The sequence below is a fragment of the Rhodococcus sp. IEGM 1307 genome (assembly GCF_030056915.1).
In the GTDB taxonomy this organism is placed as follows: domain Bacteria; phylum Actinomycetota; class Actinomycetes; order Mycobacteriales; family Mycobacteriaceae; genus Rhodococcus_F; species Rhodococcus_F opacus_D.
The window spans coordinates 30,493-44,348 of sequence record NZ_JASHKW010000018.1; the positions used below are offsets into that span (position 1 = coordinate 30,493).

The 13,856-nt window shown below is 68.3% G+C and carries 14 protein-coding genes; 5 read left to right on the top strand and 9 right to left on the bottom strand.

From position 1 onward, the window contains the following. Window positions 1-38 precede the first annotated feature (38 nt). Both QM841_RS29550 and QM841_RS29555 read right to left on the bottom strand, forming a co-directional pair. Window positions 39-860, bottom strand: coding sequence for an ABC transporter permease subunit (locus tag QM841_RS29550; RefSeq protein WP_283334752.1), 822 nt, complete (start codon window positions 858-860; stop codon window positions 39-41). Continuing rightward, on the bottom strand, window positions 857-1,792 hold the full coding sequence (locus QM841_RS29555; protein WP_283334753.1) for an ABC transporter ATP-binding protein: 936 nt from the start codon (window positions 1,790-1,792) through the stop codon (window positions 857-859). The genes QM841_RS29550 and QM841_RS29555 overlap by 4 nt, the downstream gene beginning before the upstream one ends. Window positions 1,793-1,901: 109 nt before the next feature. Between QM841_RS29555 and QM841_RS29560 the strand changes: the two genes are divergently transcribed. Together QM841_RS29560 and QM841_RS29565 are read left to right on the top strand one after the other, a co-directional pair. After that, complete coding sequence (locus QM841_RS29560) at window positions 1,902-3,083, top strand: sensor histidine kinase (RefSeq protein ID WP_283334754.1); 1,182 nt, start codon at window positions 1,902-1,904, stop codon at window positions 3,081-3,083. Continuing rightward, on the top strand, window positions 3,080-3,748 hold the full coding sequence (locus QM841_RS29565) for a response regulator transcription factor (RefSeq protein WP_280784636.1): 669 nt from the start codon (window positions 3,080-3,082) through the stop codon (window positions 3,746-3,748). The genes QM841_RS29560 and QM841_RS29565 overlap by 4 nt, the downstream gene beginning before the upstream one ends. A 12-nt stretch (window positions 3,749-3,760) precedes the next feature. Here QM841_RS29565 and QM841_RS29570 read toward each other — a convergent pair whose 3' ends face one another. Next, window positions 3,761-5,206, bottom strand: coding sequence for a DHA2 family efflux MFS transporter permease subunit (locus QM841_RS29570; protein ID WP_283334755.1), 1,446 nt, complete (start codon window positions 5,204-5,206; stop codon window positions 3,761-3,763). Between the two features lie 103 nt (window positions 5,207-5,309). Between QM841_RS29570 and QM841_RS29575 the strand changes: the two genes are divergently transcribed. After that, window positions 5,310-5,909: a TetR/AcrR family transcriptional regulator gene (locus tag QM841_RS29575; protein ID WP_283334756.1), complete on the top strand. Its 600-nt coding sequence runs from the start codon at window positions 5,310-5,312 to the stop codon at window positions 5,907-5,909. Between the two features lie 57 nt (window positions 5,910-5,966). Then, window positions 5,967-6,614, top strand: coding sequence for an FHA domain-containing protein (locus tag QM841_RS29580; RefSeq protein WP_011598466.1), 648 nt, complete (start codon window positions 5,967-5,969; stop codon window positions 6,612-6,614). Here the strand turns inward: QM841_RS29580 and QM841_RS29585 are convergent, their stop codons facing one another. The 6 genes from QM841_RS29585 to QM841_RS29610 all read right to left on the bottom strand — a co-directional run bounded on the left by QM841_RS29585 (window position 6,615) and on the right by QM841_RS29610 (window position 13,039). Beyond that, window positions 6,615-7,577, bottom strand: a complete 963-nt coding sequence (locus tag QM841_RS29585) for an alpha/beta fold hydrolase (RefSeq protein WP_280784633.1) — start codon at window positions 7,575-7,577, stop codon at window positions 6,615-6,617. 218 nt (window positions 7,578-7,795) lie between these two features. Further along, on the bottom strand, window positions 7,796-8,254 hold the full coding sequence (locus QM841_RS29590) for an Hsp20/alpha crystallin family protein (RefSeq protein ID WP_280784632.1): 459 nt from the start codon (window positions 8,252-8,254) through the stop codon (window positions 7,796-7,798). Window positions 8,255-8,521: 267 nt separating this feature from the next. Then, window positions 8,522-8,815 carry a hypothetical protein gene (locus tag QM841_RS29595; protein WP_105419310.1) on the bottom strand — a complete coding sequence of 98 codons (294 nt, stop codon included), beginning with the start codon at window positions 8,813-8,815 and terminating at the stop codon, window positions 8,522-8,524. Between the two features lie 129 nt (window positions 8,816-8,944). Next, window positions 8,945-9,358, bottom strand: coding sequence for a hypothetical protein (locus QM841_RS29600; protein ID WP_105419312.1), 414 nt, complete (start codon window positions 9,356-9,358; stop codon window positions 8,945-8,947). 136 nt (window positions 9,359-9,494) lie between these two features. Next, the gene (locus tag QM841_RS29605) at window positions 9,495-11,225 is read right to left on the bottom strand and encodes an acyl-CoA dehydrogenase family protein (protein WP_283334757.1); all 1,731 of its coding nucleotides are present in this window, start codon (window positions 11,223-11,225) and stop codon (window positions 9,495-9,497) included. A 68-nt stretch (window positions 11,226-11,293) separates the two neighbouring features. Next, window positions 11,294-13,039, bottom strand: a complete 1,746-nt coding sequence (locus QM841_RS29610; RefSeq protein ID WP_283334758.1) for a proline--tRNA ligase — start codon at window positions 13,037-13,039, stop codon at window positions 11,294-11,296. 56 nt (window positions 13,040-13,095) lie between these two features. On the opposite strand from QM841_RS29610, the gene yaaA reads away from it, so the two are divergent. Further along, complete coding sequence (yaaA, locus tag QM841_RS29615) at window positions 13,096-13,839, top strand: peroxide stress protein YaaA (protein ID WP_283334759.1); 744 nt, start codon at window positions 13,096-13,098, stop codon at window positions 13,837-13,839. Window positions 13,840-13,856 lie beyond the last annotated feature (17 nt).

Here is a 13,856-nt window from a genome sequence, read left to right on the forward strand (position 1 = left end):
GCCTCGCGCGGTCAGTTCACGTCGCGCCGGCGGACGAGTCAGACCGTTCCCAGCGCGGACGCGGCGACGTACCCGGCCAGGAGAACCACGGACGTGCCTCCGTCGAGGATGTTCAGGACACCGGGGGTGGTGTCACCGCCGAAGTCTCGGAGCGATCCGGCGAGCGAGCCCGCGGCGGTGCCGGGCAGGAAGTCCGTCACCACCGACACGGGGTCGAGGACGGCCGCGACCCCGCGGAGGAGGTTTTCGACCACCAGCACCCACACCAGTCCGAGACCGACCGACAACGCCGGCCCCCGTGCGAGAGCGCCGACGAGGACACCGGCGGCGGTCCACATCCCGAGGATGAGCACCCCGGAGGCGAGCGCCTTCAGCATCGCATCCGCGGCAGGAAGACTCGCCGACTCCGATTCGACCACGGCGATGACCGAGGCCACCCCGAGATCGACGGCCGCCACCGTGAGAACGAGTCCGATCACCACGATCAGCAGAGCGAGCAGGGTTCCGGTGAGCGCGGCCGATCGTGGAGGTCCCTGGGTGAATACGGTCTTCCACGTCCCCCACCCGTAGCCGCTGCCGATGGTGAGGGCGCCGAGGATGAGCATCAGTGCGCCCCCGAACATGGCCATGCCCTGGGTGAACACCTGGGGCACCGCCGAGGGCAGCATCTGCGCGAGCAGCACGTCCGGGGGTGCGGACGACGCCATGTCGGTGGTGCCGCCGGTCGCGAACGTAATGTAGTTGAACAGATAGACGAAGACCAGGTTGAGCACGATCCACGCGGCGAGCGGCACCCACATCGACGGCCATTTCCGTAGTCGCAGAAGCTCGGCCCGCGTGCTGGCGATCACTGCGTTCATGACGCTCTCCTCGCATCGTTGCTCGTGTGGTCGCCGGCGGTGACGTCCGACGTCAGGTCGAAGAAGACGTCCTCGAGCGATCGTTCCCGCCGGGCCAGTTCGTGCACGTCGATTCCCGCGTCGACGAGAACACGGGCCACCTTCGGCGCCAGGTCCGGCGACACCGCAAGTGTGAGGGCGTCGCCCACCGTGTCGACGACGTCGTGTCCCAGTAGTTCCGCGAGCACCGCTGCCGCTCGTTCCCTCGGATCGGCTCGCACCAGCAGGCTGGTGTCTCCCCGTAGTTCGGCCACGGTGGACTGTGCGATCAACTCCCCGCGCGAGATCACCCCGACGCGGTCGCAGATCTCCTGGACCTCGCTGAGCATGTGGCTGGAGAGCAGCACCGAATGCCCGGAGTGCGCGAGTTCGACTATCAGTTCCCGCATCTCGGCCATGCCGGCCGGGTCGAGACCGTTGGTGGGTTCGTCGAGGATCAGCAGATCGGGTTCGCCGAGGAGTGCGGCCGCGACACCGAGCCGCTGCTTCATCCCGAGCGAGTAGGTGCGGAAACGGTCGTGTCCCCGCTCGCGCAGCCCCACCCGGTGCAGCGCGGATTCCGCCGCGTCGTCCGGCAGTCGGCGGTATCTGCTCAGCACCCGCAGGTTGTCGCGACCGGACAGGTAGGGGAAGAAGCCGGGTCCCTCGATCAGGACGCCGGTGCGCACCGCCACCGCGCTGTCCCCGGGTGGACGCCCGAAGAGTGTCGCGCTCCCGGAGGTCGGCCGGACCAGACCGGTGAGCATGCGCAGCGTGGTGGTCTTGCCTGCGCCGTTCGGTCCGAGGAACCCGTACACCTCCCCTGCCCGCACGGTCAGGCTGACGGCGTCGACCGCCGTGTGTTCGCCGTAGCGTTTGGTCAACCTGTCGGTGACCACGATGTCGGAAGTCATGCCTCCAGCGTCGGCTCGGCGCGAGTCGCGCACATCCGTCTGCGCGCGTCTTCTCGTGTACGCGTCGCGGACGATGACAGGCTCGCCGGATCGGGTCTACGTTCGGGTGGTGCGCACTGACCGGAGGGACACGTCGATCGCCCCGCGGGACCTCCTGATCGCCCTGGGCGTCGCGATCGTGCAGGTGGTCGGCAGTATCGGCGCCAACCACAACCAGTCGTGGGCGGAGCCGTTGGACGCCGCCGGCTTCGTGTTGCTGGTGTGCGGTCCGGTCGCGCTGGTCTTCCGGCGACGGCGTCCTGTCGCGGTCCTGTTCGTCGTCCTGGCCGTCACGGTCCTCTACGTCGCGCGGGGATACGGGTACGGCCCGGTCTTCCTGTCGCTCGTCGTCGCGTTTCTCGGCGCCGCGACGGCCGGATCCCGATGGCTCACCTATCCGGTTCTCGCGATCGGCTACGCCCTGATCGTCTTCGCCGTGCCCGCCGTGTCGTCTGCCGAGGCGCCGTCACTCGCCGCCCTCACCGGCATCGCCGCGTGGCTGCTGGTGCTCCTCGCCGCCGCCGAGATCATCCGTCAGCGCCGCGGGACGCTCGACGCCCGCAGGCAACGCGCCGAGGCGGCGAGGCGCAGCGTCCTGGACGAGCAGCGTCGACGGGCCAGCGAGGAGCGGCTCGCGATCGCCCGCGAACTGCACGACGTTCTGGCACACAGCCTCTCGATGATCAACGTGCAGGCGTCGGTCGCACTCGAGCTGTGGGACAGCAGACCTGAACAGTCGCAGGAGGCGCTGTCCGCGATCAAGGTCGCGAGCCGCGACGCGATCGGCGACGTCCATGCGCTGCTGGCATCGCTGCGGGGCGGCGAGGACCACCCGCCGATCGCGCCCACCGCCGGGCTCGGGGACCTGGACGGTGTGGTCGAGCGCGCCCGTGCCGCGGGCCTCGCGGTGACGACCGTCGTCGAAGGCGCACCGAGGCCGCTGCCGGCCGTGGTCGACGTGGCTGCGGCGCGGATCGTCCAGGAGTCGCTGACCAACGTGGCCCGCCATTCCGGGAGCTCGTCGGCCGACGTGACCGTGTCGTACGCGCCCACGTTCGTCCGCGTCCGGATCGACGACGACGGCCGGGGTCCCGTCGGCACGGCCACCGGTGGCGGCGGGAACGGCATCCCCGGCATGCGGGAACGCGCACGCGCTCTGGGTGGTGAGCTGACCGCCGGGATCGGACCGGTCGGCGGCTTCCGGGTGCAGGCGACGCTCCCCTTCGGCGGGGACACGGCGGGCCGGACATGACGATTCGCGTGCTCGTCGCCGACGACCAGGCCCTCGTGCGGGCGGGGTTCGCCGCCCTGCTCGACGCGCAGGCCGATGTCACCGTGGCCGGTCAGGCCGAGAACGGTGAGCAGGCGGTGAGCCTGACTCGCTCGCTGGTCCCCGATGTCGTCCTCATGGACATCCGGATGCCGGTGCTCGACGGGCTGGAGGCGACCCGGCGTATCGCCGCCGATCCCGCGCTGTCCGGCGTGCGGGTGGTGGTGCTCACCACGTTCGAACTGGACGAGTACGTGTTCGAGGCGATGCGCGCGGGAGCAACGGGTTTCCTCGTCAAACACACCGAACCCGCCGAACTGGTGCGGGCGGTCCGCGTGGTGGCGGGCGGGGACGCCCTGCTGTCACCGTCGGTGACGCGGAAGCTGGTCGCGGAGTTCGCGACCCACGCCAAACGGCCGCCGCAGCGCACCCGTCTCGACGACCTGACCGACCGCGAACGCGAGGTGATGATCCTGATCGCAGAGGGACTCACCAACGCCGAGATCGGCTCACGGTTGTTCCTGAGCCCCGCCACCGCCCGCACCCACGTCAGCCGAATTCTGTTGAAACTCGGCGCCCGCGACCGCACGCAACTGGTGGTCATGGCGTACGAGTGGGGGCTGGTCCGGCCGGGCTGGCAGGACTGACCCCCACCACGGTCACGTCGACGCCAGGACGGCCTTGGATCGTCCCGGCATGAGGGCCGCGGCGACGACCGCGACCGCCACGAATCCGGCTCCCACGTACAGAGCGGGTGCGAGGGCGTCGACGTATCCCGTCGGTGTCAGGCTGCCGCCCGCACCGAGGAACACCGCGGTCAGCAGAGCGATCCCCAGCGCGACTCCGATCTCACGGAGTGTCGCGTTGGTCGAACTAGCCGTGCCGTGGTCGGCCTCGGGCATGTCGGCGAGGACGGCGGTCGCGTTGGGGGCGAACGTCAGACCCATCCCTGCGCCCGCCATCACGAACGCCGGAATCATGCTGCCGTACGTGGCGCCGGGGACGACGAGCGACGCCATCCACAGCAGCGACAACCCCTGCAGGACCAGTCCGGTGACGAGGAGGGTCCGGACACCCAGCCGTGGCGCAAGCAGGCCTGCGATCGGCGCCACCAGCATGGGTGCGGCGGTCCACGGCAAGGTTCGCAGGCCGGCCTCGAACGGGGAGTACCCCATGACGATCTGGAGGTACTGCGACAGGAGGAAGACGGCGCCCATCATTCCCAGCGTGAACGTCAGCCCGATGACGTTGGCCAGGGAGAACTGCCGGGACCGGAACAGTCGCAGCGGCATCACGGGGAAGGGTGTGCGCAACTCGCGCACCACGAACGCCGCGAGCAACACCGCCGATGCGACGAGAGCACCGAGCACCGTGGCGCTGGTCCAGCCGTCGTCGTTGCCGTGCACGATGCCCCAGACTCCGAGGAACACGGCGGCTCCGGCCAGGACGACGCCGAGCGGATCCAGCGGCTGCCGCTTTCCCTTCGACTCGCCGAGCGCGTACAGCGCCAACGGAATCGCGACCGCTGCGACAGGAACGTTGATCCAGAACACGGCCTGCCACGACACCCCGTCGACGACGGCGCCGCCGACCACGGGGCCGAGGGCGACGCCCAGTCCGGAGACGCCGCCCCAGATCCCGATGGCGAGGGCGCGCTTGGCGAGCGGCACGGCACCGGCCAGCAGGGTGAGGGAGAGCGGCATGATCGCGGCCGCGCCGACGCCCTGGACGGCGCGCGCGGCGATCAGCATCTCGGAGGTGGTCGACAGCGCCGATGCAATCGAGGCCAGCGCGAAGAGCACTATGCCCCAGAGGAATACACGGCGACGGCCGAGGCGGTCCCCCAGCGCCGACAGCGTCAGCATCAACGTCGCGAAGGCGAGTGTGTACGCGTTCATGAACCACTGCAACTGCCCCACCGACGCCCCGAGGTCGCGCTGGATCACCGGCAGGGCGCTGGTCATCACCAGATTGTCGAGTGTGGCCATGAACATCGGTATCGAGGCGGCGACGATCGCCAGCCATACCGGCACCAGCCGGCCGTGGCCCCGTCCCGAGGGAGGCGCCGCCGATTGGTGTTCCAGGCGTTCGGAGAGTGTCGTCATGACGGGTCCTCGTATCCGAGTCGTGAGTACGGGAAGAAGGAAGTTGTAAGCATCAGATGATTACTTATTTCGAAGACTAGTAATCGACTGATAACATGTCAACATGGCATCGCCCGTGAAACAGACCCGCATGAGCGCGACCGAACGTCGCGAACTCGTCCTGGCCGCCGCCTCCCGCGCGTTCGCCAGGGACGGCTATCACGGCACCAGCACCGACGCCGTCGCACGCGAGGCGGGCGTGTCCCAGCCCTACGTGGTGCGCATGTTCGGTTCGAAGTCGCGGCTGTTCGCCGACGTCTTCGACCGCGCGATGCGTCGGATCATGGACACCTTCGAGCCGTACTTCGACGATGTCGCCGCCGCCCCGGAGAACGACGAGCCGTGGCTCCCGATGGGCATCGCGTACGCCGAACTGCTCGAGGACCGCGACCTCCTGCTCGTGATGATGCACGGCTTCACCTCCGGCGCGAACCCGGAGATCGGCGCGCTGGCCCGCGACTGGATGTCCCGGCTCTACACGCAGATCCGCACGCGCACCGGGTGCAGCCCGGAACGGGCGCGCATCTTCATCGCCAACGGAATGCTCCTCAACACCCTGCTCGCCATGCAGGTACCCGAGCATGCCGGGCAGGATCCGGCGCTCGAGGAGCTCGCCGTGTGCGCGTTCGGCAGCACCCTGGACGCCGCGGGCTCCGAGAACTGATCCGTGATCGGCGATTTCCGCTCTTGATCTTGCTCAGAGGACACGCGGCGGGGCACGATGGAAGCGTGCCGAAGGGGTGTCGCCGTGGACCGAGCCGTTGAGTCTCGACTGAGTTATTCCGACCGGGAGGGTCACCACCACACCGTGGACCTCTCCCCCACTTCCGCGCGCGTCACGATCGGACGGTCGCCCGGTTCCGATCTGCTCCTCACCGAGGACGACGAGGTCTCACGTCTCCATGCCGTCCTCGAATGCGTCGGCTCGCACTGGACCATCCTCGACGACGGGCTCTCCCGCAACGGCACCTTCGTCAACGGCGAGCGTCTCGCGGGGCGTCGGCGGCTCCGCCAGGGCGACAGCATCCGCATCGGGGGAACGAAGATCCGGTACCTGGAATTCGGCGGCTCTCTCGACGAGGCCACCCGGATGGGCACCGACATGCCCGATGTCCGGTCCCTCACCGACACCCAGCGGGCGGTCCTCACGGCACTGTGCCGGCCGTACAAGCACGGCGCCGCGTTCGCGAATCCGGCGTCGAATCAGCAGATCGCCCAGGAACTGTTTCTCAGTGTCGACGCTATCAAGACTCACCTCCGGGCGTTGTTCGCGAAGTTCGGCGTCGGCGATCTCCCGCAGAATCAGAAGCGGGTCAGCCTGGCCGAACGGGCCATGCGCAGCGGCATCATCAACGAGCGCGATCTCTGATCAGCCGACGGCCATCAGTTCGCGGTCGAAAGCGGCAGTCTCACCGTGTGCGATTCGCTCGACGAGGCCGATGATCGCGAGTGCGACGTCGGCGGCACGTTCGAGGATCACCGAGTGGCCGGCCCCGTCGACGCTCACGAGTTCCGAGGCGGGGAGCTTCGAGGCCATCGCGACGGAATGCTGGAGCGGGGTGAGCATGTCCACCGAGCCGCACAGGATCAGCGACGGAATGTGAGCCAGCGCGGCGAGGGAATGCCGCTCGTCGAACCCGAGCAGGGATTCGAGGAAGCTCGACATGGTGACGACGGACGTGGTGTTGGCCATGGCCGCGACCAGCGCCGCCAGGCGAGGATCGACGACCCGGTTGCGGGCGCCTGCCGCACGGGCGATCGCCGTGCAGACGGTGCGTCCCACGCGCTTCGATCCGTGCACGACCCGGGGTGCCCGGCGCACCGCGGTGCGGAACAGCGACACCGCGGGGCTCCGCAGGTGCCGTCCGAGACCGGCCTCGGCGAGATCGCACGCCGCGGTGGAGATCAGGGCCATGCCGACGATCCGCGAACCGATCGTGTGCGGGTTCTGCCGGGTGTAGGACAGCGCGGTCATTCCGCCCATCGAGTGCCCGACGAGGACGACCGGGCCGTGCGGTGCGACGGCATCGAGCACGGAGCCGAGGTCGCGGCCGAGCTGATCGATCGTGTAGGTGGCTGCCGGCGCCTCCCCGGACTCGCCGTGTCCGCGGTGATCGTAGAAGACCATGCGAACGTCGTTGCGCCAGAAGCGGACCAGCTGCTTGCGCAGCGCCCACCAGGACTCGGTGCGCAGGCAGTGACCGTGAACGAACACCACTGTGGTGGCTGCGTCGGGCGAACCGAACTCGCGAACCGCGAGTGCGATCCCGTCGTCGGTCCTGACCGTGAGGCGCCGGCCCTCGTGCTCGTGTGCAACCGGGGTGTTCGTCATGATGGCCTCCTCGGTTTCTTCGCTCGCGGCTGGTGAAGCGTTACGTTCTTGCTTGTTCTCTCTACTGTGCCGCGCACGGTCCGACCCGACCAGGACCCCCAGTGGTGGCCGGTGCACCCGGAGGTGTTGCCCTTTCCACCCCTGGGGTGGGTGGACGTGGGCACGCCGAAGCCCCCTCGTCGAGGGGGCTTCGACACAGCAGATGTTCCGCTGCAGCGTCAGTCCGTCTCGCTCGCGGGACCCGCCTCGATCGTGCGATGCTCGCCGGTTCCGAGGCTGGAGACCTCGATCCGCCGCGGCTTCGCCCGTTCGGCGAGCGGGATGGTCACGCTCAGGACACCGTTCTCGTAGGACGCCGAGATGCGGTCCGGGTCGACGCCGTCGCCGAGCGACAGCTGGCGCCGGAACGTTCCGCTGAACCGCTCGGACGCGATCCACTGCACGTTCTCCTCGGACGGCGCGCTGCGATGAGCCGTCAGGGTGAGCGTGCCGTTGTCGACACTGACGTCGACGGAACCCGGATCGACGCCCGGAAGGTCGGCGTGCAGGACGTAGTGGTCGTCGACCTTGTACAGATCCATCGGCATGAATCGCGGGACCCGTGCGGTTCCGGTTTCCGTGCCGAGCAGACTCTTGGTCATGGATTCGAGGTCGTTGAAAGGATCGAAGCGAAGCACAGCAACACACCTCCCACATCACTCGAGGCGCCCGCCACCCCGACGGGCAGCCAGATTCACTGTGCATCGCTAATTTAGCACTCGGCACCCGAGAGTGCCAGTTCGAGAGGACCCCGGAATCTTCGCCTCGTGAGTTCCGGTTCCGGGGTCCTCGCCGCGACGAATCGACCTGTCCGGTCCGCTCGCGACTGGAGGGTATTCTCTACTGCCAGTTCAGAATGCGGCGCCCGGGCCGGCGCTACCAGGCACCCTGGGGTGCGAATCCCGTCACCCCCAGAGTTGCCCCTGGCCGCCGCCGAAGTCGTAGCCGCCGACATTCGCTCCGCCTGGGCCGGCCTTGATGCCGTCCACGGCGATCGGCCCGACATGCGGGCCGCCGATGTCGACATTGCCGCCCTGGGCGTTCTGTCCGGGGGCAACGGTACTGACGGAAGGGTCATCGGACGGGACGTCCGGGGCCGCCGACGCGATGCCGGCGCCCGCCGCGAGGACGAAGAACGCGGCCGCGACGGTGGCACCCGTGCGTGTGAGGACAGTGGAGAAGCCGAAGGACGTCGACATGGGAAGAACCTTTCACAGTGCGTGGTGCCGGGGAGGCGGGAAGGCGGTACAGGTGTGGCGCCGAGGGGCCGGCACCTGGCGGTGACGGCCCCTCGGGCTGTTCAGCAAGATCGAGCGATCACGACTCGGTCACCAGCAGAAGACGAATCCGCAGTTCTCGGTGTTTTCCGTGGTCGTCGTGTCGCCCGCACCTGCGCCTCCGTTTGCGGCGCCACCATTCGCATCCCCGGCGTTCCCTCCGTTGGCATCCCCGGCGTTGCCACCGTTGCCACCATTGCCGCCGTTGCCCGCGTTCTGGGGTCCGGTGGTCGTGCCCGGGCTGCCGATAACCGGACCGCCAAGGACGACGTTCCCACCGGAACCGTTGCCGCCGGCGCCGCCGGCGCCGCCCTGAGAGGTGCCACCGTTACCGCCCTGCGAGGTGCCGCCCGGCGCCGTGCCGCCGTTGCCACCCGGATCAGCCGAGGCGATTCCCGCTCCGGCTGTGAGGGCGAAGCCCGCGATGGCGAGAGCGGAAAGGGTGCGCTTGAGGGTGTGTGCCATGTGTGGATCTTTCTGTGGGGGTGGGGTTTTGCTTGCCACATAAGAATGCGCCGATCGCACCCACCGGAACAGGTACCCCAGGGGGCGCAACCGGCACCCCGAGGGATGACGCCACCCCACCCCCGTAGAGCCCTGTCTACGGCCGCATTTCGTAGGCGCCGTCGTAGTTCTCCACCTGTGCCCACACCCGCGCGAACCGCTCCGCGTCCACCACGGGACGGCGAATCGCACCGAGTGCCCACTTCTGCTGCGCCTCGGTGGCGGACGATTTACCGTGCAGCGCAACGGCATACCCGGAGAAATCGCGGATCTGGAAGTCGAAGATCTGGTCGATCAGATCACGGTCGATACCGGCGATCGCGGCCTGCTCGAGAAGCAGGTGCCCGTAGACCACGAGCGAGAACAGGTGCCCGAGGTCGAGCAGGAAGTCGAGATCCTTCTGCTGGGCCGCGTCGGGCGGGGCGGTGGTGAGCAGTTCCCTCAGCGCGGTCGCCTGCTCGTGGAACCGGGACACGTTGGGGACGTCCGAGTGCGCCTCGTAGGTCTTCGTCCAGTCGTGGAACTGAATCCTGCCGGCGCCGCGGGTCGGGCCCTGCGCCCAGAAGAAGGCATCGTCGGCGGCGTCGAGCCGGGTGCCGATCTCCGGGTACTCGGCCGGGTTGAGCAGGTAGTTCGGCATGAACTTGAGGATGAGGCCGACGTTGACGTGCACCGTGCCCTCGAGCTTCGGCAGAGTGCCGATCAACTGGGCGGCCTCGCGGAAGTAGGTGTTCTTCTCGTAGCCCTTCGCCGCGATCACGTCGTGCAGGAGCGCGATCACCTTCTCCCCTTCGGAGGTGACCTTCGCCTTCGTCATCGGATTGAACAGCAGGTACCGGCGGTCGTCGAGACTCGCGCTGCGGAAGTAGTCGACGGAGCGCGCGCTGAACAGCTTCATCGCGATCAGCCGGCTGTAGGCGTCGACGAAGTTTCCACGCACGTGCGCGAAATCGGTGACGGGGTTGCCGTACAGAATCCTGTTGTGCGCGTGAGTGATCGACTCGTAGAACGCATGCTCGGAGATCCCGATGGAGCCCGTGCACAGGTTGAACTTGCCGACGTTGACCGTGTTCAGCGCCGCCTCGAACGCGGCGACCCCCGTGTGGAGAATGTCTTCTTCCCGCACCGGGTAGTCCTCGAGTCGGAACGTGCTGACGTACATCTGGCCGTGCACCACATTGCCTTGCAGGTGGTATGCCGGGTGGCGACTGTCCGCGACGAAGAAGACGTACCCGTCGCTGCCCTCCACATCGGTGCGCCTGCCGAACACCGACACCATGCCCGCGACGTTGCCGTTGCCGATGTAGTACTTGTCGCCGCTCGCGGTGAACGCGAGGCCCGGGTCGTTGTCCGCACGGGTCAGCAGCATGTCCGTCGAGTAGACGTCCGCGCCGTGTTCTTTCTCCGACAGCCCGAACGCCAGCACCCCACCGTCGTCGAGGAGCGTCGCCGCCCGTTCCTTCGCGGCACGGTTCCCGCTCATCCAGATGGGGCCGAGACCCAGGATGGTCACCTGCCACGCGTACCAGTACGCCAGACCGTAGAAACCGAAGATTTCACTGAGGGCGGCGTTGCGTGCGGCGTCCCAGCGCTTGTCCGGGTCGCCGCCCGCCAGGTCGGCAGGTGTGAGGAACTTCGCGAACAGCTTCTCCCGTTTCACGAACTCCAGGAAGTCGTCGGGCCACACGGCCTCGAGATCGTCCTCGAGCAGCCGCTTCTTGCCCCGCGACTCGAACCACTCGATCAGCGCCCGCAGCAGTCTGCGCGTCTCCGGATCGAAATGCTCGGGATCGTAGGAGGTCGGATCGAACAGCAGGGAATTCGTCACAGCAAGCCTTTCGTCCGGACGTGTCAGGCCAAGCTAACAGTCCGGACGAAAGGCGTGGGGCGGTTTGATCAGCCCCTGACAGCGTTGACGATCTCGCTCAGCGCGGACTCGGCGGCCACCTCGCGGCTCTCGCCGGTGAAGCGGTCGCGGACCTCCACCTTGCCCTCGCCCCAGCCGCGGCCGACGACCACGACGAGCGGGACACCGAGCAGTTCGGAGTCCTTGAACTTCACGCCAGGTGACGCCTTGCGATCGTCGAGGATCACCTCGAGACCGGCCTTGTCGAGTTCGGCGGCGAGCCCCTCGGCGCCTTCCCGGGCGGTCTCGTCCTTGTTGGCGATCACCACGTGCACGTCCGCGGGCGACACCTCCGCCGGCCAGCGGAGACCCTTCTCGTCGTGATGCTGTTCCGCGATCACCGCGACGAGGCGGGAGACGCCCACCCCGTAGGAGCCCATGGTCGGGCGGACGGGCTTGCCGTTCTCGCCGAGCACGTCCACGGAGAACACGTCGGTGTACTTGCGGCCGAGCTGGAAGACGTGACCGATCTCGATGCCCCGGGCCGCGACGAGCGCACCGGCTCCGTCGGGTGACGGGTCGCCGTCGCGAACCTCGGCGGCCTCGATGGTGCCGTCCGGGGTGAAGTCGCGGCCCGCGACGAGCCCCACCACGTGCTTGCCCGGCTCGTCGGCTCCGGTGATCCAGCTGGTGCCGTCGACGATCCGCGGGTCGACGAGGTAACGAACACCGTTGGCTTGCAGCGCCTTCGGTCCGATGTAGCCCTTGACCAGGAAGGGGTTGGCCGCGAAGTCGGCCTCGGTGAGCAACTCGAACTCCGCGGGCTCGAGGGAAGCACCGAGACGCTTGTCGTCCACCTCGCGGTCGCCGGGAACACCGATGCCGAGCAGTTCCCACTTCCCACCGGGCTGCCGGGTCTTGACCAGGATGTTCTTCAGGGTGTCCGCGGCGGTGACGGTCCAGCCCAGATCGGCGCCGTTCGCCCAGTCGACGAGCGTCGCAATCGTGGGGGTGTCCGGAGTGTCGTGCACCTTCGCGGCGGGCAGACCGTCGAACGGCACCGGCTCGGGAGCCAGCGTCTTCACGGCCTCGACGTTGGCGGCGTAGCCCGACTCGAGGCAGCGGACGTAGGTGTCCTCACCGATCTCGCTCTCGGCGAGGAACTCCTCCGACGCGCTGCCACCCATCGCACCGGACGTCGCCGACACGATCACGTACTTCACGCCGAGCCGGCTGAAGATCCGTTCGTAGGCGTCGCGGTGCGCCCGGTACGACTCGGTGAGTCCCTCGTCGGTGAGGTCGAAGGAGTACGAGTCCTTCATGACGAACTCGCGGCCGCGGAGAATGCCGGCCCGCGGGCGCTCCTCGTCACGGTACTTGGTCTGCACCTGGTACAGGGTGACCGGGAAATCCTTGTACGAGTTGTACTCGCCCTTGACGGTGAGCGCGAACAGTTCCTCGTGGGTGGGGCCGAGCAGGTAGTCGCCGCCCTTGCGGTCCTTCAGGCGGAACAGTCCGTCGCCGTACTCGGTCCAGCGGTTGGACGCCTCGTACGGTTCGCGCGGCAGGAGCGCGGGCAGGGAGATCTCCTGGGCACCGATGCCGTTCATCTCTTCCCGCACCACCCGCTCGACCTCACGCAGCACGCGCAGACCCAGCGGCAACCACGAGTAGACGCCGGGCGCGATGCGACGCACGTAACCGGCGCGGACCAGCAGCTTGTGGCTGGGGACCTCGGCGTCGGCGGGGTCGTCGCGCAGAGTGCGGAGGAACAGGTGGGACAGGCGGGTAATCACGGGATATCAGAATAGTCGGCTGGGACAGGGCCGGGCGCGTCGGTAGGGTTTCGTGCGTGCTGGTGCTACTTCCTCCCTCCGAAACCAAGTCCGACGGCGGCGCCGACGCGCCCCTCGACCTGGCCGAGCTGTCGATGCCGCAGCTCACCGAAACCCGCGAAGTGCTGGTCCAGGCGCTGGTCGCGCTGGCGGCGGACGGGGAGGCGTCGCAGCTCGCGCTCGGCCTCGGCCCCACCCAGGCCGACGAGATCGAGCGGAACGCCAAACTGTGGGTTTCCCCCACCCGGCCCGCACTCGAGCGCTACACCGGTGTGCTGTTCGACGCGCTCGACGCGAAGTCGTTCACCAAGGCCCAGAAGTCCAAGGCGCTGTCGCGGCTGGCGATGGGGTCCGCGCTGTTCGGTGCGGTGCGCGCGGGTGATCTGATCCCCGCCTACCGGCTGTCGGGCGGATCGAAGCTTCCCGGGATGGGCACTCTCCGGGCATTGTGGAAGCCGGAACTGAGCCGGGCGATCGCCGCGGAAGCGGACGGTCTCGTCGTCGACCTGCGGTCGGGGACGTACCAGCAACTCGGACCGATCCCCGAGGCCGTGATCGCCACCGTCCTCACCGAGAAGCCGGACGGCACCCGCACCGTCGTCAGTCATTTCAACAAGCACCACAAGGGTCTGCTGGCACGTGCGCTCACCGTCTCCCGCGCCGAACCCCAGGACGTGCGCGGGGTGGCACGGGTGGCGGCGAAGGCCGGCCTGCGCGTCGAGGTGGCGTCGGACCGCGAGCTGATCATCCTCACCGACTGACCTGTGAGTACTTATTA